At 41.5% G+C, this 25726-nt stretch carries 24 protein-coding genes and 1 riboswitch; of the genes, 8 read left to right on the forward strand and 16 right to left on the reverse strand.

Annotated features, from left to right (window positions below; genetic code table 11):
- Window positions 1-2 precede the first annotated feature (2 nt).
- Genes ACSBOP_RS15835 through ACSBOP_RS15845 form a run of 3 tightly spaced genes read left to right on the forward strand, consistent with a single transcriptional unit; the run spans window position 3 to window position 3613 of the window.
- On the forward strand, window positions 3-1370 hold the full coding sequence (locus tag ACSBOP_RS15835) for a YheC/YheD family endospore coat-associated protein (protein ID WP_442601488.1): 1368 nt from the start codon (window positions 3-5) through the stop codon (window positions 1368-1370).
- Window positions 1371-2504, forward strand: coding sequence for a YheC/YheD family endospore coat-associated protein (locus ACSBOP_RS15840; protein ID WP_442601489.1), 1134 nt, complete (start codon window positions 1371-1373; stop codon window positions 2502-2504).
- Window positions 2505-2512: 8 nt separating this feature from the next.
- Window positions 2513-3613, forward strand: a complete 1101-nt coding sequence (locus ACSBOP_RS15845) for a YheC/YheD family endospore coat-associated protein (protein WP_442601490.1) — start codon at window positions 2513-2515, stop codon at window positions 3611-3613.
- Window positions 3614-3712: 99 nt separating this feature from the next.
- Here the strand turns inward: ACSBOP_RS15845 and ACSBOP_RS15850 are convergent, their stop codons facing one another.
- Complete coding sequence (locus ACSBOP_RS15850) at window positions 3713-4390, reverse strand: HAD family hydrolase (RefSeq protein ID WP_442601491.1); 678 nt, start codon at window positions 4388-4390, stop codon at window positions 3713-3715.
- A gap of 201 nt (window positions 4391-4591) precedes the next feature.
- Here ACSBOP_RS15850 and ACSBOP_RS15855 point away from each other — a divergent pair, with 201 nt between their 5' ends.
- From ACSBOP_RS15855 to nagA, 3 genes are read left to right on the forward strand one after another with little or no spacing between them, the layout of a single operon-like run.
- Complete coding sequence (locus ACSBOP_RS15855) at window positions 4592-5455, forward strand: MurR/RpiR family transcriptional regulator (RefSeq protein WP_442601492.1); 864 nt, start codon at window positions 4592-4594, stop codon at window positions 5453-5455.
- Window positions 5452-6183, forward strand: a complete 732-nt coding sequence (gene nagB / locus ACSBOP_RS15860) for a glucosamine-6-phosphate deaminase (RefSeq protein WP_442601493.1) — start codon at window positions 5452-5454, stop codon at window positions 6181-6183. The genes ACSBOP_RS15855 and nagB overlap by 4 nt, the downstream gene beginning before the upstream one ends.
- Complete coding sequence (nagA, locus tag ACSBOP_RS15865) at window positions 6176-7354, forward strand: N-acetylglucosamine-6-phosphate deacetylase (protein WP_442601494.1); 1179 nt, start codon at window positions 6176-6178, stop codon at window positions 7352-7354. The genes nagB and nagA overlap by 8 nt, the downstream gene beginning before the upstream one ends.
- A 62-nt stretch (window positions 7355-7416) precedes the next feature.
- Here nagA and ACSBOP_RS15870 read toward each other — a convergent pair whose 3' ends face one another.
- The 11 genes from ACSBOP_RS15870 to ACSBOP_RS15920 all read right to left on the reverse strand — a co-directional run bounded on the left by ACSBOP_RS15870 (window position 7417) and on the right by ACSBOP_RS15920 (window position 18889).
- Window positions 7417-7848 (reverse strand): phage holin family protein, encoded by a 432-nt coding sequence (locus ACSBOP_RS15870; protein ID WP_442601495.1) that lies wholly within the window; start codon window positions 7846-7848, stop codon window positions 7417-7419.
- A gap of 162 nt (window positions 7849-8010) precedes the next feature.
- Window positions 8011-8748 carry a 3D domain-containing protein gene (locus ACSBOP_RS15875; protein ID WP_442601496.1) on the reverse strand — a complete coding sequence of 246 codons (738 nt, stop codon included), beginning with the start codon at window positions 8746-8748 and terminating at the stop codon, window positions 8011-8013.
- Between the two features lie 6 nt (window positions 8749-8754).
- Window positions 8755-8925: riboswitch (cyclic di-AMP (ydaO/yuaA leader) on the reverse strand.
- A gap of 227 nt (window positions 8926-9152) precedes the next feature.
- Window positions 9153-9722, reverse strand: a complete 570-nt coding sequence (locus ACSBOP_RS15880; RefSeq protein WP_442601497.1) for a manganese catalase family protein — start codon at window positions 9720-9722, stop codon at window positions 9153-9155.
- A 36-nt stretch (window positions 9723-9758) separates the two neighbouring features.
- Window positions 9759-10022, reverse strand: a complete 264-nt coding sequence (locus tag ACSBOP_RS15885; protein WP_442601498.1) for a spore coat protein CotJB — start codon at window positions 10020-10022, stop codon at window positions 9759-9761.
- Between the two features lie 24 nt (window positions 10023-10046).
- Window positions 10047-10253: a spore coat associated protein CotJA gene (locus ACSBOP_RS15890; RefSeq protein ID WP_442604499.1), complete on the reverse strand. Its 207-nt coding sequence runs from the start codon at window positions 10251-10253 to the stop codon at window positions 10047-10049.
- 155 nt (window positions 10254-10408) lie between these two features.
- Window positions 10409-11725, reverse strand: a complete 1317-nt coding sequence (locus tag ACSBOP_RS15895) for a hemolysin family protein (RefSeq protein ID WP_442604500.1) — start codon at window positions 11723-11725, stop codon at window positions 10409-10411.
- Window positions 11726-11791: 66 nt separating this feature from the next.
- On the reverse strand, window positions 11792-12922 hold the full coding sequence (gene yfkAB, locus ACSBOP_RS15900) for a radical SAM/CxCxxxxC motif protein YfkAB (protein WP_442601499.1): 1131 nt from the start codon (window positions 12920-12922) through the stop codon (window positions 11792-11794).
- Between the two features lie 86 nt (window positions 12923-13008).
- A complete protein-coding gene (locus tag ACSBOP_RS15905) occupies window positions 13009-15219 on the reverse strand; it encodes an MMPL family transporter (protein WP_442601500.1) in 2211 nt (736 codons plus the stop codon).
- Window positions 15220-15332: 113 nt separating this feature from the next.
- Window positions 15333-16427, reverse strand: a complete 1095-nt coding sequence (locus ACSBOP_RS15910) for an HD-GYP domain-containing protein (protein WP_442601501.1) — start codon at window positions 16425-16427, stop codon at window positions 15333-15335.
- Between the two features lie 113 nt (window positions 16428-16540).
- The gene (locus ACSBOP_RS15915; RefSeq protein WP_442601502.1) at window positions 16541-17359 is read right to left on the reverse strand and encodes an undecaprenyl-diphosphate phosphatase; all 819 of its coding nucleotides are present in this window, start codon (window positions 17357-17359) and stop codon (window positions 16541-16543) included.
- Between the two features lie 90 nt (window positions 17360-17449).
- The gene (locus ACSBOP_RS15920; RefSeq protein WP_442601503.1) at window positions 17450-18889 is read right to left on the reverse strand and encodes a bifunctional metallophosphatase/5'-nucleotidase; all 1440 of its coding nucleotides are present in this window, start codon (window positions 18887-18889) and stop codon (window positions 17450-17452) included.
- Between the two features lie 123 nt (window positions 18890-19012).
- On the opposite strand from ACSBOP_RS15920, the gene ACSBOP_RS15925 reads away from it, so the two are divergent.
- Together ACSBOP_RS15925 and ACSBOP_RS15930 are read left to right on the forward strand one after the other, a co-directional pair.
- Window positions 19013-20047 carry a ThiF family adenylyltransferase gene (locus ACSBOP_RS15925; RefSeq protein ID WP_442601504.1) on the forward strand — a complete coding sequence of 345 codons (1035 nt, stop codon included), beginning with the start codon at window positions 19013-19015 and terminating at the stop codon, window positions 20045-20047.
- Window positions 20048-20180: 133 nt separating this feature from the next.
- On the forward strand, window positions 20181-21287 hold the full coding sequence (locus tag ACSBOP_RS15930) for an HD-GYP domain-containing protein (RefSeq protein WP_442601505.1): 1107 nt from the start codon (window positions 20181-20183) through the stop codon (window positions 21285-21287).
- A gap of 51 nt (window positions 21288-21338) precedes the next feature.
- On the opposite strand, the gene sufB is transcribed toward ACSBOP_RS15930, so the two are convergent.
- Genes sufB through sufD form a run of 4 tightly spaced genes read right to left on the reverse strand, consistent with a single transcriptional unit; the run spans window position 21339 to window position 25718 of the window.
- Window positions 21339-22736, reverse strand: coding sequence for a Fe-S cluster assembly protein SufB (sufB, locus tag ACSBOP_RS15935; protein ID WP_442601506.1), 1398 nt, complete (start codon window positions 22734-22736; stop codon window positions 21339-21341).
- Window positions 22737-22787: 51 nt separating this feature from the next.
- Window positions 22788-23213 carry a Fe-S cluster assembly sulfur transfer protein SufU gene (gene sufU / locus ACSBOP_RS15940; RefSeq protein WP_442601507.1) on the reverse strand — a complete coding sequence of 142 codons (426 nt, stop codon included), beginning with the start codon at window positions 23211-23213 and terminating at the stop codon, window positions 22788-22790.
- Entirely contained in the window at window positions 23200-24426 is a 1227-nt protein-coding gene (locus ACSBOP_RS15945; protein WP_442601508.1) for a cysteine desulfurase, read from the reverse strand. The genes sufU and ACSBOP_RS15945 overlap by 14 nt, the downstream gene beginning before the upstream one ends.
- Window positions 24423-25718: a Fe-S cluster assembly protein SufD gene (gene sufD, locus ACSBOP_RS15950; RefSeq protein ID WP_442601509.1), complete on the reverse strand. Its 1296-nt coding sequence runs from the start codon at window positions 25716-25718 to the stop codon at window positions 24423-24425. Before sufD ends, ACSBOP_RS15945 begins: the two co-directional genes overlap by 4 nt.
- Window positions 25719-25726 lie beyond the last annotated feature (8 nt).

Genomic DNA, 25726 nt, shown 5'->3' on the forward strand with positions numbered 1-25726 from the left:
CAATGAGTTTGACAACCTGCACCATCCATACCACACTCAAGCCAAGCAAGATGGTCTACGTATCCAATGATCTAGCACGAACACTACATCTTACAAACTCTAAAAATATCCTCGTCCGATTCGGCTCTAAATCGTTTACCGCTCCCTTAAGGGTAGTGAAAAAAGCCGGACTACATTTATATCTGTCGATCTTAATGTTTAATACGATCAAAATCCCACGGACGGGGAACTGTTATGTGGTTTCTACGAATGGAAAAGAGATTAGTCTAGGTCCACTCATCGGAATATTCACTTCACATTCCGGCAATAGCTTATCACCTTTCGGAGGTAGAACCGCATTTATTCGTCAGATCATGCGCACAGGCAATGACAAGTCATTTTTTGTGGCATTCGGGCCCAATGATGTCGATTGGCAAAACGAGACCATAAACGGGTATATCATGCGTCCAAATGGCGCTTTTGTTCGTAGAACAGTCCCACTTCCCGATGTCGTCTACAACCGCCTTTCTTCACGTAAGATTGAAAAGCAACCCTCAATGGAAGGATTTAAAGAACGCTTCGAGCGACGTGACATCCCCCTATTTAACTGGAGCTTTTTTGATAAATCCGATGTCTATGCTTTGCTTGAAAAGGATGAACAATTTAAACATGTGCCTGAATCCGTCATTAATCCATCACCAAGTAAACTAAAAGAAATGCTGCAGATTCACCGATTTATCTATTTAAAACCATCTGCAGGATCACTCGGAATCGGGATATATCGGGTTACCTACCACCCACATCGCGGTTATTTTGTCCGGTATCGTAAAAATAACAAAAACATACTTCTTCGTTTCGCCAAATTCGATGACCTTGTACGGATGCTCGGCATCAATCGCGGCATGTTAGGTCAATACGTTGCTCAACAAGGCATTCGTCTCATTGAAATTGATAATTGTCCGATCGACTTCCGGTTTCATATGACCAAAAACATGGATGACGAATGGGTTGTAGCTGCAATTGGAGCTAAAAAAGCTGGAAAAGGAAGTGTAACGACCCACATCCGAACTGGCGGCTCGTTAATGACTCCCCAACAAGTATTGGAGCAGGTCTATGGAAATCATGCCGAATCCGTATTAAGTAATGCCAAGAGTACCGCAATTCGGCTCGCTGAAGCACTTGAACAAAATTATCAACATCGCTTGGGTGAACTGGGATTTGATCTAGGCATTGATCAGCGAGAACAGATTTGGATGTTCGAAGCGAATTCCAAACCTGGCCGATCCATCTTTAAACATCCGTCTCTCAAAGCGGAAGAAAGGGCATCGTTAACGAATATTTACGAACACTGCCTATTCCTAAGCAAATTCCGCGTAAGGAGGAATGAATAAGTGTCTGCAGACTCCTTACATGAGAACTCATCTACGCCAAAGATCGGTATTCTAACAGTTGGGGATCGATCCGATCAATTCCAAGGAAATCGTTCGAATTTTATCGATCTTATTCGAATTGGTCAATCCTATGGTGCGAAAGTATACGTCATCACTGCCGAGGATTTGAACCTTAGCAATTCTCGCATCCATGCTTTCTGCTATGATTTTCAGAATGAAGCTTGGTTTCGCCAGTGGATGCCGATGCCGCAAGTGATCTACAATCGAATTCCATATCGTCATCAAGAAATGCAGCTTGAAGTCCAACAAAAAATTCATGCCTGCACGAAGAATAAGCATCTTTATCTCTTTAACCCCGGATTCTTTAATAAGTGGTCGCTATATAAATGGCTTAGTGAATCCAATGAGACGAACGATTATATCCCAACTACACAACAACTAACTACTTCGAGCGAAATAGAATCTCTCATTAAATTGTTCCCGATCATCTATTTAAAACCGGTTCGAGGTAAAGCAGGTAAAGGAATCATGCGTGTAGAGCGTAAATCATTATATCCCATGGCGCCCTTATACAAACTCACCATTCAAGACCAAACGAAATCACAGCATTCGATGCATACATCAATGACAACACTCTGGAAAAAAATACAAAAGTATCAAAAAAAGCAGGAGTACATTATCCAACAGGGGATTGACCTAGCATGCAATAAAGAACGACCCTACGACCTGCGAGCCCTGATTCAAAAAAATTCTAAAGGAGAATGGAGTGTTACAGGGATTGGTGCCAGATTAGCTGGCGCATCGAGCATTACCACGCATGTGCCAAGAGGTGGCTCTATCGAAGATCCAGAGAAAATGCTGTCACAGACATTTGGCAATGAGCTTGCGCAAAGCATTTTGAAACAAATGAAATCAACAGCCCTATTCATCGCAAAGCACATTGAAAAAACAGCGGGGCAGCTGCTTGGGGAAATGTCCATGGATCTCGGGATCGATAAATCGGGCAAAACATGGTTCTTCGAGGCCAATTCCAAACCCATGAAATTCGATGAACCCCATATTCGTAAAAAATCGCTTGAACGCATCATTAGGTACAGTCTATTTTTAGCAAAAAAGAACAAAAAGAAAAGGTGATCACAGGGATGTCTGAACAAACGCTCGGCATTATCGCCGTTTATCTGGACGGACATAAACTTGAGGAAATGAGCTACTACAAAAAGCTGAGCATCTATGCCAATCAAATGGGACTTTCCATCGCCTTATTTACACCATTGGGATATTCTTCAACTAGACGTGAAGTTCACGCCTACGTGTATGATATCGATCACAAGAAGTGGACTCGTAAATGGATGCCTTTTCCTTCCCTGGTTTATGATCGCTGCCGCTATCACGGTGCAGAAAAGTATCGTATGCTGCTTGCATTTCGTAGTAAACATAAGCTTAATTACCTGGCGAAGCCCCTCGCAAATAAATGGACTTTACATCAAATTATGTCAGAGGATCCCTTCATCAGTGAAATGTTACCCCATACTAGACAATATTCCACGACCGCTGCTCTTCTCTCCTTCGTACTGAAACATAAGCTAATTTATCTCAAACCAAAGAGTGGAACTGGCGGTCGAGGTATTATCCGAATCGAACTTAAAGATAATCATACATGCGTAATTGAGGGTAGAAACAAGAACCGTACGATTATGACTCCACAGCGTATTACAATCAAAGAGATTGCGAGTAAACTGACACCTTGGAAATTAGATGATCGTTATGTGATGCAGCAAGGAATTGACCTACGACTTCAAGATGGTAGAGTTCATGACTATCGGCTGCTCATTCAAAAAAATGGAGAAGGTCGTTGGGATATAACGGGATGTGCAGGTAGAATCGGTCCTCATCGCAGCATCACATCGAATCTACATGGCGGTGGTACGGCAATAGCGATGGATAAATTACTAGAACAGCGGTTTGCTTCCAGGGAAAAAATAAACGAGATCAAAAATAATGTGTATGAATTAGGTTATCAGACAGCTGAGTTTCTAGAGAATCGGTTCGGTCGACTTTGTGAACTTGGTATTGATATCGCAATTGATCCAGATGGTGGTGTCTGGTTGCTTGAAGTCAATCCAAAGCCTTCGCGTGAAGTGTTTTCCCGGATTGGCGAGACGAAGACATACCAAAAAGCTGTCAAACGACCACTGGAGTATGCAAAGATGCTGCTTTCAGAGGGGCCTTTTATTGAAAACTAACGATCAAAACAAAAATCCCACTTCATTATTGAAGTGGGATTTTTTCAAACCCTCTTAGAAAAACTTTGAGCCTTCAAAGTGGGATCTATGGTAATATATTTATTTTTCAAGATGAGTCAAAATATCCTTAAAGTCATGAATCCGCATATGAGATCCATCAAGCTCGCCAGATGAACGGAAAGACGCATAATCACAAGCAACAACAGTCAGTTCATTTTTAAGCCCTGCTTCCACATCGGACGAGCGGTCTCCAACCATCCATGCAGACTTAATCTGATGCTTGTTCAATAAATGTGCAACAAGATCAACTTTCGTAGATGTCATGTATTCACCCGCACTATAAAGGTCATCGAATAATTCCGCAATCCCTTTCGCAGCTGCGACACCGCGTACGTAATGCTCCTGCCCATTCGATGCGATAAATAACTTGATTCCGCGATTGCGAAGCTCCTTTAGAGTCTCCTCTACGTGATCATAAAGCTTACCGTCACCTTCTGCCAAACCATCTAATTCATACTGGCCCATCAATTCCAGAGCACGTGCACGTGTAGCTTCTGATGCGCCTGGAAGCACTTTTTCCCAGATATCATCTAGAATCATACCTAGACAGCTAAGCATAATTTCCACTGGTGGCGTTGGCCCTTCAAACATTCCTTCACTGCGAAGCGTATCAAAAATCCTATGATGAACTCCGACGAGTAGTGTTTCCGTCTGAAATAAAGTTCCGTCCAAATCAAAAATCATAGCTTCAGGCGTTGCGTGCTGACTAGTCTGCATAAGTTAAGGCTCCTTTATATAATCTAATTTTGTTGCCTGTCTTCTTCTCCTCCTTTATCATGTCGGTTCCCCGTATTCTTGTCAATCCCTTCCATGGATATATTGAACTTTAGAACGAAATAAGGTATTATTATTTATGAAAATAATTTTCTTTTTTATTTAAAATAATTGTAAAATCTTTTCTCGGGTCAGGTGCCAATTATGTCTTCAATATTGACTGCAATTCAGGAAAAACACGAAGGATTGAACCGTCAGGAGCAAAATCTAGCTCGTTATATCCTCGATCATTCTCAACAAGTTGTATCCATGGGAATTACAGATTTAGCTGAACAATCTCAGACGAGCACGGCCACGATATCGCGGTTTTGCAAAACGTTTCATTTTCAGGGATTTACTGATTTCAAAATGAAACTCTCAACCGAGCTTGCTCAATTACCGAGCGGTGGGTCTTATCAAGACATCGTTGCAGGAAATCCCATTGATCGGATCGTGAATGCCGTAGAAGCCAATCATTTACGCTCCATCTCAGATACGACAAGACTGATCGATTATAAACAGCTTCAGCTCGCTGTCGATGCCTTAGCCAATGCCAATCAAATTGATTTATACGGTGTAGGTACTTCGTCCATCGTTACTCAGGATTTCTATCAGAAACTGGCACGCATTGGAAAACGTTCATCCGCCTTTCCTGACCCACACATGCAAGTTACCTCTGCTTCTGCTTTAATGCCAGGTGATGTTGCGATAGCGATTTCTTATTCAGGCGAAACACCAGAGACCATTCATTCTTTGCAATGTGCACAAGAACGCGGGGCTACTACTATATCGCTTACCAAGTATGGATCGAACACTTTGAATAATATTTCCGATATTCGCCTCTTTTCTTCCACATTGGAAGAAGGTATGCGACGCGGGGATATGGCGTCACGTATCGGTCAATTGCATGTAATCGATATTATTTTCACATGCTTAGTAAGCGAGCATTTCCATGAGTTAGTACCCACCTTAGAACGGTCCTATCAAATGGTTAAAAAATATACAAACAAAGGGAGAGACAACAAATGATTATCCACATTTTTGACAGTCAGCAAGAACTAAACCAAACAGGTGCAGGTATTATTACAGCACTTATCCAAACAAAACCAAATGCTGTTCTAGGTCTAGCTACTGGCGGTACTCCTGTTGGAATCTATGAGGAACTTGTTAAAAATTATAATCTTGGACGTGTTTCCTTCAGCCACGTAAAATCGTTCAACCTTGATGAATATGTTGGTTTGCCGGAAGATCACCCTGAGAGCTACCGTTCTTATATGAATCATCATTTGTTCGACCACGTTGATATTCAAAAGGATCAAACTCACGTCCCTAACGGTAATGCTGCTGATGTTGATGCGGAATGTGAAGAATACGATGCAAGAATGGCAGACGTAGGTCAAGTAGATTTGCAGATTCTAGGAATTGGCCACAATGGTCACATTGGATTTAATGAACCAGACCGCGAACTAACGGCTGGCACACACCAAGTGGAGCTTAAAGCAGAAACTCGTCAGGCAAATGCTCGTTACTTCCCTTCCATGGATGATGTACCTACGCACGCGATTACAATGGGTGTAGGTTCCATTATGAAAGCAAAATCGATTATACTGATTGTACGTGGTGCGGATAAAGCAGAAATTGTGAAACGTGCACTTTACGGTCCAATCACAACAGACTGCCCGGCAAGCTTACTTCAAACGCATCCGAATCTTATCGTATTGGTCGATAAAGAAGCTGGGAGGGCTTTAGTTGAGTAACAATCGAGAATGGTGGATCATTAACGCAAATGTTGTTTTGGAAGAAGAGGTTCTCAAAGGCGGTGCAGTAAAAATCGTCGGCGAGCGAATTGCTGGTGTTTACCGCAAAGGGGATGCTGCAATCGCTTCTTCTTCACAGGAAAATCGTATAGATGCTAATGGAAGCTGGTTGCTTCCTGGATTTATTGATGTTCACGTGCATGGTGGATATGGGGCTGACTTTATGGATGCGAAAGCAGAGTCTCTGGACACGATTACTCGTTTCCACAGTTCACAAGGAACAACTTCCATTGTTGCAACTTCAATGACAGCTCCACGTGAAGCAATTTCGGATGTTCTTGCTTCTGTTCATGCTTATAGACAAAATGAAATGCCTTATGCACAAGTTGTAGGTGTGCATCTGGAAGGTCCTTTTATTAACCCGAATAAAGTCGGTGCGCAAAATCCAGAATTTGTCGTTTTGCCGCAAATTGAATGGATGGAAGCTTGGCACGAGCAATACCCTGGACTAGTCAAAATCCTGTCCCTTGCCCCAGAACGTGAAGGCGCACTGGAGATGATCACTTGGCTGCGTGATCATGGCATTGTCGCTTCAGCTGCACATACAGAAGCAAATTATGAAGAGATCGAAGCTGCTCGTCTACATGGACTTAGCCACTCCGTTCATATGTATAATGCGATGAGTCCTCTTCATCACCGTGAACCAGGCACTGTAGGTGCCATTCTAACGATGAATGATATATCTGCTGAAATTATTGCAGACGGTATTCACGTACATCCAGCTTGTACTCGTCTTCTCGCTGCAATGAAGCAGCAAGATAACTTACTCATGATCACTGATGCGATGTCAGCAGCTGGTTTAGATGATGGTATTTATCAACTAGGTGGTCAAGATGTTCTCGTAAAAGGCGGCGTTGCGCGTCTTAAAGAAGGCGACTCCTTAGCAGGCAGTACGTTGACAACAATTAGAGGGTTCCGTCATCTCGTTGAAGATGTAGGACTAACTGTACCAGAAGCAAGTCGCAGAGCGTCTGGTAACCCAGCCAAGCTGCTTCGCTTGAATGATACGATTGGATCTATTCGTGGCGGTAAGCTAGCTGATCTCCTGCTCGTATCGGAAGATTTAGAATTACAACAAGTTATTATTAAAGGAAACAAAGTGCACGGATAAATAGAAGGCAAAACAAAGAACCGTTAATGACTGAGCAAGATCATGTCATAACGGTTCTTTGTTTATTCATTGCCGTTATTATTCTTATTGATACTGCTGTCATCTTTCTTTGTGCGAAGAGCATCTATCGCTTTTAGCAAAATGGGAGGTATAGGCACGCCAACCTTCGAGCTATTATCCGCAATTAAGATCCAACCATTAGCTAAATAATAATAAATGCAGCCGGTCATAATAGCATCTTTAGTTCCTAGTAAGATGTCGAGATTGTGAGCCATAATAATGATCAAGATTACAATTACATTTTGAAAAAAAAGTCTGCTATCTAAAAACGATCTCCAACCCATCTTCTGCTTCAATAAAACGATGGTTTGTGTCGTGTATTCTGCAAACATCGTAAATAACAAGAATTGTAAAAGGAATGACCACTGACCAAACCAATCTGTCATAACAATTCCAAAAGCTGCAGCAATACTATTAAAAATAATCATATACATGAATCATCCCTCCTTCTACTTTATACGAATAGAATATGAGGAAATCCTTTGATTGCGCCAACGCTTGTACATTATATGAAGATACAATTTCCGTCTCTTATATAAAAAAGAAGCTCAGCATGACGCCGAACTTCTTCCTTCATAGGCTTTATTAGATAAGGATTATGACAGGACATAAACCTCTACGTTCTGGAACCCGAATTTTTCCGCAATCGAAGATGAACCTGGTATATAGATGTCAATGCGGTTTCCTTTTATCGCACTGCCCATATCAGCTGCTTTAGCAATCATCCCTTTACCTGGTAAACCGCTGGATGAATATCCTGTAATATACACGGAAGAGCCTAGTGGAATCACATTTGGATCAACTGCAATCGTGCCCAGTCTTAATGGATTACCGAAATAATCCACAGGACCCCATTGTCCATTTTCTTTCAGATCTGCAGAGTAAGCAGTTGCGCGAATGGAAAGTCTTTTCTTATATTTCTTATCGCCATTTGGAGTGGAAATCATATTGGATGATGTTTTTCCTGAATTTTTTGCTGATGCAGTTGATACTTTTGCTTTCTTTTCTACCGGCTTGTTTTGTTTTGGGGCAGGTGTTGCTGCTGCCTTTACAGAAGGCGTTGGCTCAGGTGTAGGTGTAGGTGCTGCTGCAACAACAGCAGTAGCCGCTAATTCTTCAGCGTGTGCAAAGTTCAACTTTTTCAAAAATAATGAGGCAAACACATCTAACACACGATCATTTTCTACTTGGATGCTATGTATTTGCATCGTTGGATCATTTTTCAGGCTAGCCAGCAGCACATCATCTGTTTCGGCCTTTACAGGTGTGCTCGTTGCTATCAATGATGCACCTAATGTCAAACTAAGAATCGTATTTATAATAACCTTTTTCATACTCTATCTCTCCCTTTCTTGTCCCTACGAGGTTAGTTGTCGGGTTCGGGCTCAAGGAGTCGGCCCTGTGATCTATGGATCACTTCACCCCAAACGATTAACGAATCTTTCGATCGATCATCGTATAAAATCATCCCCCGCACTTTCGTTAAATGAAAGTTTCGGTGAATACAAACTAACATATATGTCAGAGAGAGGAAATACACAGGAAATGGAAATTTTACTTTCTTAATAAATGATGAAAATGCAAAAAAAGCAGTAAGGACAAGGGCTCCCCACTGCTTATTGTAAAATTATATATCTGCCAGATAACTTAAAGTTTCAGACTATACTCACGGTTTACTCAGGTCATTCTCATCATTCTCTAATGTTAGATAAACTAGTTGTATTCGCACCGCTTCATATTAGAATACTTTCTGCTGATCTCGATCTCCCTTTAAAAGCTCAACCGCTTCACGGAATCGCAATGAATGTACAATCTCACGTTCACGAAGAAATTTTAATGAATCTTGTAGATCTACATCATCCGTCATATCAATTAACCACTGATAGGTAGCTCTGGCCTTCTCTTCTGCTGCTATATCCTCATAAAGATCGGCAATCGGATCTGCTTTAGCTGCAATATACGAAGCCGTCCATGGTACCCCAGAAGCATTCTGATAGAATAGGGCTCGATTGTGATTGGCATAATGATCACCAAGCCCGGCTTCCATTAATTGATCTACTGTCGCATCTTTGGTGAGTTTATACACCATTGTAGCAATCATCTCCAGGTGTGAGAACTCTTCCGTTGCAATATCAGTCAGTAATCCAATGACTTTATCCGGAATCGTGTATCGCTGATTCATATATCGAAGTGCTGCGGCCAATTCTCCATCTGCACCTCCATATTGTTCGATCAAATATTTAGCCATGCGGGGATCACATTTGGAAACACGTACTGGATACTGCAATTTCTTTTCATATACCCACATTCAGTGTCCTCCTCTAACATCAATAAGAGATCCCACTCACACTTGCCAAGGCCATGGAGGCTCTATCCACTGCCATGACTCATATCCTGCTCTTTGGCCAAATGGATTGAGTGGACCAAACTCAGCTTCGAATCTACGCGCAAGTTCCATCCGATTTTGACTAAACTGCCGAATTTGATCAATCGCCTGTTGATCACAGGGATGCGTGTCTAGATAAAGCGTTAATTCAGTAATAACGAAATCAACAGCCTGTAAATCTTTAAGCATGATGTAATACTTATCAGGAAGCTCCCTTGTCATATGGTGCGCTCCTTTCTCCTAATCTCATGTCTGACTGGCCTCATAACCCGAATACAAGTCTGGCCACAGTGTGCCACGCTTCAGCGCTTCATAAGGGGAGAACTGCGGCAACCCCGGAGGTTGAAACGGAATAAAGAGCTGTGGCGGTGTGTAGAATTTCTTCTCAAGAATCGGGGGGCATGGATCAAAAGCCGAGATGAACGGTCGATATGTCCTTACTTGTGAATTGATCACAATAAAATCCTCCTTACTTTATCCCACTATCACATATATAAGCGTTTGACCGCCAACTTATGACAAAAACCAACTTGTACCACCAAAATAAAAGAACCCGCTTCTCGCCATGTGACAAGTAACGGGTTAAATCATATAAGCAAGGTTAAGGTTTAAGAATCGATATCATTCGGTAACGGCTTGCTTTCAGCGGGGTGAGTCACTTCTTTAATATACACACGCATAATGCGCAAATGATCGGACTCCCCTACTTCAAAAATGTGATTGCCATAAGTAATCTTTGTTCCTTTGACCGTCAATCCTTCCAGCTTTTTAAACAACCATCCACCAATCGAATCGACTTCATCATCTTCAATTGTCGTACCTAAAAGGTCATTTAATTCTTCTATAAGCAGACGGCCATCAACGGAAGTTAGATCACCGCGCACTTCCATAATAGGGCGTTCATCGATATCAAACTCATCGTGAAGTTCACCGACAATCTCCTCTAAAATATCCTCAAGTGTCAATATCCCTGCCGTACCACCATATTCATCGATAACTATGGCAAGTTGTGAGTGCTTACGCTGCATGAGCTTGAGTACACGACTGATCTCCATTGATTCAGGGACGCTCAAGATCGGACGAATATAATGACGCATATCTTGCTCTTCATCAGGATCAGCTGTAAGCAGATCAGTAATATGTACGAATCCGACAATGCTATCCTTGTCATGCTCACCGACTGGATAGCGTGTGTGCTTCGTTTTATAAATCATACTAAGATTATCTTCAAATTTATCATCCAGCAATAAACAATCCATATCTGTCCGCGGCAGCATCACTTCACGAGCGATCCGATCGGAGAATTCAAATATGTTATCAAACAAAGCCAGCTCATCCTTATCAATCATACCGCTCTTTGCGCTTTGATTCATTAGAATACGAATTTCTTCCTCTGTATGTGCCGCGTCATGCTCATTAACTGGATCTAGACCAATCCAACGCAATAACATATTAGCAGCTCCATTAAGCAGCCAAATGGCAGGCAAGAAAAGCTTATAGAAGAAGAGCAGCGGACCAGATAACCAGATAGAGGTTGCTTCCGAACGCTGAATCGCAATCGATTTGGGTGCGAGCTCACCCATTACAATGTGAAGAAAGGTGATGATCCCAAAGGCTAATATAAATGAAATCGTATGAATAACAGTTGGAGATTCAATATGAAACGTATGCAACAGTGGTTCAATGAGCAGCTTAGAAATCGCTGGCTCCCCAATCCAACCAAGTCCAAGTGAAGCTAATGTAATACCTAGCTGAGTAGCAGATAAATAAGCATCCAGCTTTTTCGTTACCGCTAATGCATATTTGGCTTTTGCATGGCCTTCATTCACCAACTGTTGCAGACGAGATTCACGTACTTTGACCAATGCGAACTCTGCAGCTACGAAAAAACCGTTAAGCAGAACAAGCCCAATTACAATAAACATGTTAAGTAATATAAGTCCAAGGTCAAATGTAGTATTGCCCAATGAGGTGTTCTCTCCTTTATGATGCTAAATTACAGCTTGGCGTTGTTTGAAATCTACACCTTGATAATATGCATGTGCGACTAATAAATTCGGACCGCAGCAAGATGCCGCCTCACAATAACAGTTTACCATTTGATTCAAAGAATGACTCTCCCAACGCGAGAAAATTTCATCCAGTGACTCCTTATAAATATTACCTTGTGCAGGTAAATCTGCAAAATCAGTAATATACACATCACCCGTAAATAAGTTCACATTCAAGCGATTACGTCCATCCGGATCATTACGAACCGTTACATTACGCTCACTGCGCAATCTTTTAATAATTTGGTAATCCTGCTCATTCGTGCTGCAAGCATAGAACGGAAGCGTTCCGAACAGCATCCACATTTCTGGATTGCGAGCATCAAGAAGTTCATTCATACTGCTTCGAATCTGATCCAAGTTAATCAATGGTAAATTAGCTGCAAAAGAGCTTGGATACATCGGATGTACTTCATGACGTTTACAGCCCATCTCATCAATCAGTTTATGAATACCGGCTAACTTTGTATATGTCCGGTAGTTGATCATCGTTTCAGCGGAGATGTACATTCCTGCTTTACTTAGTTCAATCGTATTCTCCACCATGCGATCGTACATCTTAGAAGCAGTATTAAGACTTACCTCATGATTGGCACGGACAAATCCAACAGCATGGAAGTCCTCCGCATTTAAGTAGTTGAATGAAATGTGCATCACATCTAAGTAAGGTGCAATTTCTTCGTAACGAGCAAGATCCAGCGTCAAGTTGGAATTAATTTGAGTGCGGATCCCTCGGTCAGAAGCGTATTTTAAAAGTGGCACAATATATTCTGTTACTGTCTTCTTACTGTAAGTTGGTTCTCCGCCAGTAATCGAGAGGGTCTCTAAATGTTCGACCTCATCTAATTTCTGAAACAATATGCTTAGCGGCAGTTTTCCAGGCTCACTCATCGTCAATGTATCCCCTACCGCGCAGTGCTCACAACGCATGTTACACAGGTTGCTCATTGTAACCTCAACAGAGGTTAGGACATGCTTTTGATGCATGCTGTAAGATCGAATCGGATCCCATGGATCATAAATCGTCGATATTGGTTGTTTGTTATTTACTATTTGCGAGTTTAATTTCATTTTCATTCACATCCGATTTTTTCTGATTACTATTTCTATATTTATTCTTTTTATTGTACCTAATGCGAGGTAAAAAATAAAATAAGCTATTTTTCAGACCGGCGAAGCCATTTGGGCGCCCACCAATTCGCCTTTCCCATCAATTTCATTAATGCGGGTACTAGAAGGATACGAATGATAGTCGCATCGATTAACACAGCAAGTCCGAGTCCAATCCCTACCGCCTTCATAATTTCGATATCTGTAAAAATAAAAGAACCCACGACCACAATCAATATAAAGGCAGCGCTCGTTATTAAGCTTCCAGTCTTTTTCAAGCCTTCCGCCGTACTTCGATCATTATCACCCGTAGACTCATACTCCTCTTGTATACGAGAAATAAGGAACACTTCATAATCCATCGATATACCGAATACAACACAGAAGATGATAACAGGTAGCGTTGCATTTATACTGCCAATCGCTGTGATTTGAAACAGATTAGCTAAATGACCTTGCTGGAAAATAAGCGTTACAATTCCTAAGCTTGCACCCAAGGACAATACATTCATTAGAACAGCTTTGATTGGCAAGACGATTGAACGAAATGCAAACATCAATACAAGAAATGTAACTGCAAGTACGCTGCTCACGACGAGTACAAGCTTGCTTTGAATCCGATCAATCACATCATATCGATAAGCAGGTGAACCTGTAACAATCGTTTCTAGTCCATCTTGAGATAACGCTCTTAGAATTGGGACAAGACCTTCCGTCTGTGCACCCGGTTCTGTATTGGGTACTACAACTATAAGCATCAGATTGCCCCGCACTAGCTTTTGCGCTTCTAGCTGTTTCTGCATCTGGGGATTACTCAGTGCGAATACGGCATCCTTGTCCGACATCCCCTTAACAGTCTGAATGTAGCTGCGGACTTCCTTCACATCTGAATTCTTTTCTATTTGATCCACATACGCTCGAACTTGATGAATGGTTTGTTCATCCCAATAGTTATTCGTTGCCTTGACGATAATTTGAAGTGCATCTGTTTCCTTCATATCATAAGTAGACTTCATTAATTCAGAGCCATATCTGGAACCATAAGAAGGTGGCAGCACTTCCGCTGTCGGCACCCCCAGTTTTGCTCCTGCAAGTGGTGTAATGGCATAAATAAGCACCGATGCAATAACAACTGTCAATAGAATTGGACGCTTCATAACGCCATATGCAATCTTCTCCCAAAAAAGAGAAGGTTTCTTCCTGCGCCATACACTAGGTATGATCTTCAACTTATTGATCCGATGTCCCAGCACAGCAAACAGTGCCATCAACATCGTATTAGCCACGAGGACAGACATGGATACCACAATAATTCCACCAAGACTTAAACTACGGAAGAAATTCATGTCAATGAATAGCATGCCTAGTAAACCGATTAATACCGCGATACCTGAAAAAAATATCGACTTCCCTGCAGTCTGGCAGGTCATTGCAACAGCTTCACTAACCGTATCCTGACGTTTGAGTTCCTCCCGAAACCGACTAACCATAAAGAGTGCATAATCAATTCCTACCGCTAACCCTAGCATGGATACAAGATTCGGTAAAAAGTTAGATAATGCGTACCCTTGTGCGATAAAATATGTAATTCCAAGTGTCATCGACACACTTACCATTCCAACTGCAAGCGGAAGCAGAGCACCTGCAACTGTCCCGAATACAAGGAGCAGCACAACAAATGCAATTGGTAATCCGATCATCTCAGCCTTGACAATATCACTTTGACTTGCTTTTTGCATATCATAGAGCGATGCAGTCCCACCAGTAACATAAACATTCATTTGATCAGGTGCTTTGACTAGCGCTGTGAGATCTGGGTAATGCTCGAGAACTTCTTCTGTTTGTAACCGCAGCATGACATCGACGGTCTGAACGCCTTTCTTGTTCATTCCTTCCTCACTACGCGGAGTCTGAGAAAACTCGATATTTTCAACATAACTATTTACCCTTAGATCAGACAAGTTACTCATAATTGCCTGCTTCTGTTCATCTGTTGTCAGATCTAGTGACTTACTTTCGTAGACCAGATGAAGAACTGAACCCGGGAAACCAAAATCATCTCGTAGCGATTTAATTCCGATGTCAGACTGACTTCCAGTTGGTGTAAAGCCATTATCTTTAAGTAAACCAGGAGCTTGTACCGCAAATATAGCGGATACTCCGAGTAATACAATCCAGAAGCTCAGCACAAACCATCTGAACTTATACATCCAATATCCCCACTGCCAAAATTTACCCTTAGCTGCTGTTTCTCTCACGGTATGCCTCCATTACATGAAGTAAATCACGTTGTATTTACTTAGGTTTGATCATTTATCTAGTAGTGGACAAAAAAACCTGGTTGCCCAGGTTTTCGAATGATTAGACAATATTATGCCATTTGTGGATTAACTTCTGACACCATAACAGACAATTTTTTCGATAAGTCCACTTCATAAATTTGAGTCACTGGCTGCCCATACTCATCAAAAAGCACACGGACAATTGGCCGCTGAGGAGAATCCGTATTTAAATCGGCAACTACTCCCACTTCACCAGATGACAATTTCAAAGTTATACCGATTGGATAGATCGCAACCTTTTTCCTAAAAAGATTCACCTTCGTGATGTCGTATAACTTGCTTGCATCTGAAAGAATAATTTCCATTGCAACATGGGGAAGCATCGCTTCACGATACACACGCTGGGACGTTAATGCATCATACGAATCTGATATTCCGATCCACTGAGCAAATTCGTGGATATCCTTACCTTCTAAATTACGTGGATACCCGCTTCCGTTCCATCGTTCATGATGCTGAAGCGCACAATGTGCTGAAAGCAGTGGAATATTCGGTTCATCCTTCAGTATCTGAAAGCCGAAAATCGTATGCTTCTTCATCTCTTCATATTCAAGATCCGATAGCCTTCCTGGCTTTTTCAGTATTTCCTGGGGAATTTTCGTCTTACCAATATCATGTAGTAGTGCACCTAGCCCTAGTGTCTGAAGTTCTTCGCGATTGTAGCCGTAAGCCAGCCCAAGCATTGTAGAGTAGATACAAACATTCAATGAGTGTTGGAACAAATATTGATCCGTTACACACATATTTGTCAGCATAACCATAGCATTATTATGGCTGCTTAGATCATCAAGAATCGAATTCATTAGCCCATTAAACGATTTACCCAAGTGATAATAAGGTAACTTCGCGTTGCCATCCATATCATTCATCAAATTCCGAAACGTTTGGCGAATTTCACTAAGGGCTTTGGCTTTTAGCTCTGGCTGAAGCATTTCACTTACCATAAGGTCTTCGGTTAACGGATCTTGAATATAAAGGTAGTCAATTCCATTAACCTGAAGTCTATTCAGTAGGCGTTGTGTTAACTCCACATTCTCAGCGAGTAAGACGATACCTTCCTCATTATAAATGCTTTGGCTGAGCTTCATGCCTGGTTGACACATGCTAATTGGCATCAATCTCATTTCCTAACCCCCACGTCCAATTGATTCTTTCTAACTTAGAGTAACGGATTAGATGGGGAAAAATCAATACGAAAACCGTCACTTTTCGACAACAGCAGGACTAAGTTCCTACCTTACTTCGTTACAAATAGATAAATGATAAAGAAAGCTGCTAATGCAAAACGATAATAGGCAAAATAAGTAAGCTTCATTTTACCTACTAACTTAATAAAAGTCACAACTGCAAGTAACGCTACAATGAAAGAAACGATAAATCCAACTCCGAAAAATCCGATCCAACTTGTATCAAATTCTTTCCAGCTTTTCAGCAATGAATAACCCGTAGCTGCGAACATAATCGGAATAGCCATAATAAATGTAAAATCTGCAGAAGCTCTGCGACTTACTCCGCCTAACATCCCTCCTGCGATGGTGGAACCTGAACGGGAGAACCCTGGCCAGAGTGATACAATTTGCCATAAACCAATTTGGAAAGCTTGCTTGTATGATAATTCATCAATATCATCAATAAGAGGTTTTGTATGTTTCTTGTTCTCACCGAGGATTAATAAGATACCTCCGAGAACGAGACCGACGATTACGGTATACTTCGAGAATAAATACTCTTCAATAAAATGATTAAAAATAAATGCCAATAACATAACCGGAACGATACCTGCTAAAATATGCAGTAAATTCATTTTTTTCTTTTTGTGCTTCTGCACGCCAACACGGATACCGAATAAATCTAAAATTCTTCTCCAGTAAACGAGCACAACAGCCAAAATCGCACCAAGCTGGATCACGATTTCGAATGTTTTCATCATTTTCTCATCCTCAGAAATGCCAAGCAATGCTTGCGCGAGAATCATGTGACCCGTGGATGAAACAGGTAAAAATTCAGTTAAGCCTTCTACGATTCCAATGACCACCGCTACCCAATAATCTAACATTCTCTACCTACCTCTACCCTCAAATAATTTAGATTTGTACTCCGTTCTTAAACGTACCATATTTTTGAAAATAGTACAATTTGTCAAGGACTAAGATTTATCCATCCAGCGTTTCGTAGAAGCTTGTGAAATTTCATCTGATAACTGCAGCTGTGAACAGAGCACATCCCGTAAAAATTCAGGTAATAAATATTGGATATTCGTGCCCCTGCTTAGCGATAAATAGCCAACTCCAAACGTAAACATATCAATGGTTCCGATTGTATAAACTTTCTCTAATGAAAAAGATTCGCCTCCAACTCGTATGTCCGTTATTCGCTCCATAGGAGGCCTTGTCGAATCGTATTTTACATTTATTCCATCCAGACACAACATGCCAAGCACTTCGCCGCGGAATCCAAAGCCTCGAATTGGTTTGTGCGTAAATTCAGATAGAAGTGATTGTTCCAAGGCTTCAAGTAAATCATTTCCAGTTAATAAAAGACAACAAGGATTGATCGGACCCGGGCAAATATCTAGCAGATCTCCTTTTGTAACCACACCTGCTGGAAGCCCCCTTAGAAGCTGCCCCGCATTTACAATCCCAATCTCAGCACCCGTCCAACGTCTGAGTCCTGCAGCAAGTAAGTTACCAAGTGTTGATTCCTCATACCAATTGATATCCAAAGATTGTGAAAGTTTAGCTGCTTCTCGCTCTAGTACACTTCTTGCGTCAATTCCAGCTTGTTCAATAATAGCTGCTATCTCAGCATCATCGTCCAGATCAGCAGTGTCTTGTAAACGCCCAGTAACATGCACAATTTTACGAGTCACTTGATCGAATGATACATGAACCTCACCGATATATTCTCCGAACTTTCCTGCTGCACATAAATAAGTTGAACCAATGAGTCTTGGCTCTTCAATGACATGGTGGGTATGCCCGCCTAGAATGAGATCGATGCCCTCTACCTCTTGTGCTAAACGCTCATCATGACGAATGCCCAGATGAGACATGACAACGAGAAGATCTACTTGCGGACGCAAGACTTGAGCCCAATGTGCAGCACTTTCGAATGGATCATCAACCTTCCATCCCAATTCCTCATAGAAAGCCGTAAAATTAATTGTAAGTCCAACAAGACCAATACGAATACCATTCTTAACAATTATCATATAAGGAACCATCCAAGCTGGAATTTCTCCACTCTTCATTTCCTTCATATTACTTCCAATGACTGCAAACTCCGCATGCTCTTCATAGCAAGCTTGTAAATCAGCTCTCGTAAAGGTTAGCCCTTCATTATTACCGAGCACGGCCGCCTCATAATGAGATGCATTCAGCACCTCTATATTTGATCTTCCGGATGTACCCTCCGTCTGTGGGAACATGCGATCCATATGATCCCCAATATCTAGCAGCAGTAAGCGTTCTGTGCCTATGCGCTCACGCATCTCCCTCACATATTGAGTGATTTTTGGCATTTGTTCGAAGTGACTATGTAGATCGTTTGTATGTAAAATAACTAGCTTCGAAATGTCTTGTGACAATGCTATTCACCTCCGTAAATCTAGGCTCATTATACCATCTCCATATCAATTATGCTTCTAATTGTGTTATGCTCACATTGTTGGAAATATGCAACAATAAATGGTTTGGAGGAGCATACGGACATGGAAATCCCACCACGTTATTCCCGTCATATTCGTTTTCAACAAATAGGTGAAACTGGTCAGCTGAAATTAATGCATGCCCGGGTTGCCATCGTTGGGATGGGGGCACTCGGTACAGTTTTAGCTAATCATATGGTGCGTTCAGGAGTTGGCTATATCCGATTAATTGATCGAGATTTTGTAGAAGAGAGCAACCTCCAACGTCAAATGCTCTACGATGAGGAAGATGCACGGCAAAACATACCGAAAGCAATAGCCGCAGCAAATAAACTTAGCAAGATTAATTCCCTTGTTCAGATTGAACCGCATATTGCCGATCTCAATCCTACTAACGCTGAAAACTTATTAACTGGGGTCGATCTCATCCTAGATGGCACGGACAATTTCACGGCGCGTTTCTTAATCAATGATGTCGCTGTCAAACATCAGATTCCATGGATATATGGCGGAGCCGTTGCATCACGTGGCGTATCCTTTACAATCATTCCTGATCGAACACCATGTTTAAGATGTCTATTTCATAGTGCACCATCTGTTGGAACAACTGATACCTGTGATACAGCTGGGGTTATAGGACCTATCATTCATGTGGTCGCCTCTTTCCAAGCTGCAGAAGCTACGAAGCTGTTGGTAGAAGCAACCGATCATCTTCAATCCAAAATGAATCAATGGGATATGTGGGAAAATCATTTTAGCAGTATAGACGTAACGAAAGCAAAGAAAGCGGATTGTCCTGCATGTGGCGAAAAAAAATTCGAGTATTTGGATGCTATTATGGAAGAAGAGTGGATCCAAACCTTATGTGGCCGTGACTCCGTGCAAATTCATCCGATACATGCTGCTGCCCTTTCACTTGAGAAGATCGAACAGAAATTAAAGCACTTGGGTACGACTACACGCAATCGATTCCTATTGAAGTTTGCTCCTAATGATCATATAAGAATGATGATTTTCCCTGATGGTAGAGTTATGATTCAAGGTACTGACAACATTACACAAGCAAAAAGCTTATATGCCAAGTATTTAGGTATGTGAGACTTGATTCTACTTTCAAAGTTAGCTCATTATTACATCTAATAACTTATAAGAAATACATTGCTAGAAGGAAAAAGAACTGTTATTCTTGAATATGTGATAAAATGTTAAAACTATTCAGAAATTACAGAAGGTGAACCGCTTGAGGATTCCTGTATTCGATCTACATATCGGAGATCAACTAACTGAAGATATTTATAATTCATTTGGTCTTCATTTATTATCAGCCAAAACGACAATTAATTCGAATGATATCGCTTACCTTCTAAAGCATAACATTGATATGGTAAGTATTGAACCTCGTGTTAATTACTCCGAAGATCAAGATGTTGTATCAGAGATTGCTGACTCTAGCCAAACTGATATATTCATCGACAGCACGTATACCGATCATAGTTCATACTTCACTACTGCAGCCTTTGAAGAAGCGATTTCTGGAATCAAGGATCTTTTTGAACAGACAAGCCTTCATAACCATCTGGATGCTTCAAGTGCTGATGCCTCCTTCATCCCCTTAATCACAACGGTTAAAATGGAAAAAGATGTCGTTGCACTCCTTCTTTCCTTAAACAGCGATGATGATTATACCTTCCAACATAGTGTACAAGTGGGATTAATCTCTTACTTCATAGCTACTTGGATGGGTAAGACGGAAAGTGAAGCGAAGCATATCAGTAAGGCCGGCTACTTGCACGATATCGGGAAAAGTAAAATATCAAAGGATATCTTGATAAAGCCTGGCAAGCTCACAGATGAAGAATATGAGGAAATGAAAAATCATACGGTCTATGGATACGAGCTCATCATAGGTTCAATGGACGACGAGGAATTAGCTATCGCTGCTTTGGAGCATCATGAACGTATGGACGGCTCAGGGTACCCACACGGTAAGAAATCATCAGAAATTAACCCGATTAGCAACATTGTCGCTGTGGCTGATATTTATAGCGCAATGATCTCTAATCGTAGTTTCCAGAAGAAAAAAGACTTATTGTATGTACTTAAAGAACTATATCGCATGAGTTTTGGACAACTTGACCCTTATGTGGTTCACGTGTTCATCAAGAACATGGTACCAAACTTTATTGGTAAAAAGGTAACATTGGAAACCGGCGAAATCGGTACGATTATCATGATTAATCAGACGGATTTCTTCAGACCGCTTATTCAAATTAATAACGAGTTCATTGACTTAACGCAGAACCGAGAATTAGAAATCCAAATGATCCATATGTCTTAATAATAAAGCCCTGCTAATTTATATTAGCAGGGCTTTTATTTGGAACTAAGCTTAACCGATCGAACCTTCCATTTCGAACTTGATGAGACGGTTCATCTCAACTGCATATTCCATTGGTAATTCTTTTGTAAATGGCTCAATGAAGCCCATAACGATCATTTGCGTAGCTTCTGCTTCTGTTAATCCGCGGCTCATCAAGTAGAACAATTGGTCCTCAGATACTTTGGATACAGTTGCTTCGTGCTCAAGTGTAATGTTGTCGTTCATGATTTCATTGTAAGGAATTGTATCAGATGTGGACTCATTATCTAAGATTAGAGTATCACATTTGATATTGGACTTCGAACCCTCTGAGTTACGTCCAAAGGAAGCAAGACCACGGTAAGTTACTTTACCACCATGCTTGGAAATCGACTTGGAAACAATAGTTGAAGTTGTGTCCGGAGCTAAGTGGATCATTTTCGCACCAGCGTCTTGATGCTGATCTTTACCTGCAACCGCAATGGAAAGTACGGAACCTTTAGCGCCGCGACCTTTCAATACAACTGCTGGATATTTCATCGTTAGCTTGGAACCAATGTTACCATCAACCCATTCCATCGTCGCATTTTCTTCAGCAACCGCACGTTTTGTAACCAAGTTATAAATATTCGGTGCCCAGTTTTGAATCGTTGTGTAACGAGCACGAGAATTCTTTTTACAAATGATCTCTACAACTGCAGAGTGCAGGGAGTTCGTAGAGTAGACAGGAGCTGTACAACCTTCTACATAGTGAACGAAGCTATCTTCATCCGTAACGATAAGTGTGCGCTCGAATTGACCCATGTTCTCGGAGTTAATACGGAAGTATGCTTGAAGCGGAACTTCACATTTCACACCTTTTGGTACATAGATAAAGCTACCGCCAGACCATACAGCAGAGTTAAGTGCTGCAAATTTATTATCTGTTGGTGGAATGACAGTACCAAAGTGCTTTTTAAAGAGCTCCGGATATTCGCGAAGTGCAGTGTCAGTATCTGTAAAGATAACACCCTGATCTTCTAAATCTTTTTGCATGCTGTGGTATACAACCTCAGACTCATACTGAGCGGATACACCAGCAAGGAATTTTTGCTCAGCTTCAGGAATACCTAGTTTATCGAAGGTCTCCTTAATTTCCGTCGGCACTTCTTCCCAAGTCTTACCCTGCTTCTCAGATGGTTTTACGTAATATTGAATGTCATTGAAATCAAGATCATTCAAATCACCGCCCCAGTTCGGCATAGGCATTGCAAAGAATTGCTCTAGTGATTTAAGACGAAAATCGAGCATCCATTGCGGTTCGCCTTTCATTGCAGAAATTTCAGCAACGATTTCGCGAGTCAATCCCTTACCAGACTGAAAAATCGATTTATGCTCATCTCTAAAACCGTACTTATAATCTTCCATTTCAGGCATTGATTTAGCCATCGGTTTAACCTCCTATTACGTTATTATATTCACCAATGTTCGGCTTGTTTACTACTCTTGTGATCGTTCGATTCCTTTGCGAAGTGCATTCCAAGCAAGTGTTGCACACTTAATACGTGCCGGGAATTTATTCACACCTGATAAAGCAGCGATATCTTCATACTCAAACTCAATATCCTGACCCTTCATTAAGCCTGAAAAATTATCCGCTAAAGCAATTGCTTCCTCAAGTGTTTTACCACGCACTGCATCAGTCATCATGGAAGCAGAGGACATCGAAATGGAACATCCTTCTCCATCGAACTTCGCTGCTTTTACAATGCCATCTTCGATCTGCATTTGTAGAGAAATTTTGTCACCGCATGTCGGGTTGTTTAAATCAATTGTTACTACTTCGCCATTTTCAAAACGACCACGGTTATGTGGACGCTTGTAATGGTCCATAATCACTTGTCGATATAAATTATCTAAGTCCATGATCGAAGTACTCCTTTGTGTGAAGTAAGGCTGATACGAGTCGATCAATATCTTCTTCTGTATTGTATAAATAGAAACTTGCACGTGCTGTAGAGGAAACACCCAACCAGCGCATTAACGGCTGACAGCAATGATGCCCTGCACGAATTGCAATTCCAAGTGAGTCAACAACAGTAGATAAATCATGCGGATGCACATCATCTAAATTAAAGGTAACTAGACCCGTACGATTTTCTTTTGGACCATAAATGGTGATTCCTTCGATCTCAGAAAGACGATTCTGTGCATAAAGCGCAAGTTTACGATCGTGTGCTGCAATGTTATCCATCCCAATTTGCTCAAGGAAATCAATTGCTGCACCAAGTCCCACTGCACTTGCAATCATCGGTGTTCCCGCTTCGAAACGACTAGGCGCATCTTTCCAAGTGGAATCTTGAAGATCAACAAAATCAATCATTTCACCGCCAAATTCGATTGGCTCCATGTTGTTAAGCAGCTTCTTCTTTCCATACAATGCCCCAATTCCAGTAGGTCCACACATTTTGTGTCCAGAAAACGCATAAAAATCACAATCAAGTTCTTGAACGTCTACTTTCATGTGAGGTGTGCTTTGAGCACCATCTACAACCATTACAGCCCCATGACGGTGTGCAATCGCTGCAATTTCACGAATTGGATTCGTTAATCCAAGCACGTTAGATACATACGTAACCGATACAACTTTCGTACGATCTGTTACTGTTTTTTCTACATCATCAAGTGAAATAGAACCATCTTCTTGCAAAGGGATATACTTTAATGTTGCCCCCGTTGCCTTCGCCACTTGTTGCCATGGGATCAGGTTAGCATGATGCTCCATCGGTGTAATGACGATTTCATCACCCTCACCGCACACACTTCTCGCATACGAACCTGCAACTAAATTCAGTGCTGTAGTCGTACCACGAGTAAATACGATCTCTTCTTCAGAGGATGCGTTCAGGAACCGTGCTACCTTTGCGCGGGCTCCTTCATATGCTTCCGTTGCACGAGATCCTAATGTGTGCACACCACGATGTACATTGGAGTGATCGAATTCTTCATAGTGCTTCATCGCTTCAATCACGGAAATGGGCCTCTGTGAAGAGGCGCCACTGTCCAAATATACAAGCGGATGTCCATTTACTTCTTGATGCAGGATGGGGAACAACTTACGGATTTCCGAAGTGTTCATTGACCCAACTTCCTCTCCACCGTACGTTGTAATTCTTCCTCGATCACCGCAATAGGAACTTCAGATACAACCGGCGCAAGGAAGCCGTAAATGATTAAGCGTTGTGCTTCAGCTTTTGTAATACCACGTGACATCAGATAGTGAACTTGTTCTGGATTCACTTGACCTACGCTCGCTGCGTGACCCGCTTTTACATCATCTTCATCGATAAGTAGAATTGGGTTCGCGTCGCCACGAGCTTTCGGACTAAGCATCAGCACTTTTTCCGTCTGCTGACCATTACATCCTGTTGCCCCTTTTTCAATCTTTGTGATACCGTTGATGATCGCAGTTGCGCCATCTCGCATAACAGCACGCGTAATCATATCACTATTGGACACTTTACCGAAATGCACGGCACGTGTTGTAATGTTTAATTTTTGCTCATCTGAACCTACACAAATGACTTTTGTATCGGAATTTGAGCCATTTCCTTTAAGAATAGCTGTTGTATCGGACATCGAATTACCGCTGTTCATTTCACCAACTACGAAATTCACAGTTGCATCATTCTCAACAATAGATCTACGGTAAGTCAAATCTGTCACATGAGCACCTAGTGCATGAATCGATGCCACATTTACAGTAGCACCAGACTTAACAATAACTTCGACAACACCATTTTGAACCATATTACGGCTGCTGCCGATGGACTCAAAGTTTTCTACATAGGTAACAGAAGAATTTTCTTCCGCTACAATGAGAACGTGAGGTACGAAGTTTGCTTCACTATCGTCTGTTACGAATAAAGCTTGCAACGGAACTTCAACATTCACGTTACGAGGAACGTATAAGAATACGCCACCGCTCCATAATGCTGCATGAAGTGCTGTCACTTTATTCTCGTCTTTAGCCACAACGGACATAAAGTGTTTCTTCACGATATCACCATGAGATTGTAAAGCCGATTCTAGGTCTGTAAAAATAACCCCTTGTGCAGCAAGTTCATCCGCAACTTTATGATAAACAGAAGCGGAGTTACGTTGGATAATTACGTTATTACCCGCTGCTAATGCTTGTAGAGACTCTGGCAGCTCTTGAATGGAAGCAAGCGGAGCTGCAGATTTATGAGTACCGTAGGAGGAAACCTCCCAACGATCGATTCTTGTTTTTTCTAAAACGGGTAGTTCCAATGTTCCAGCCAACTCTAAAGCTTCAACACGAAGGGTTGTCATCCATTCCGGTTCGCCCTTAGCTTGAGATAAGTCGATTACGGCTTGGCGGTCGATTGGAAGAATAGTTTGTGCAGTCATTTTCTTTT

Origin of the sequence: Paenibacillus sp. KN14-4R (assembly GCF_052180255.1) — a bacterium.
Lineage (GTDB): Bacteria > Bacillota > Bacilli > Paenibacillales > NBRC-103111 > Paenibacillus_AM.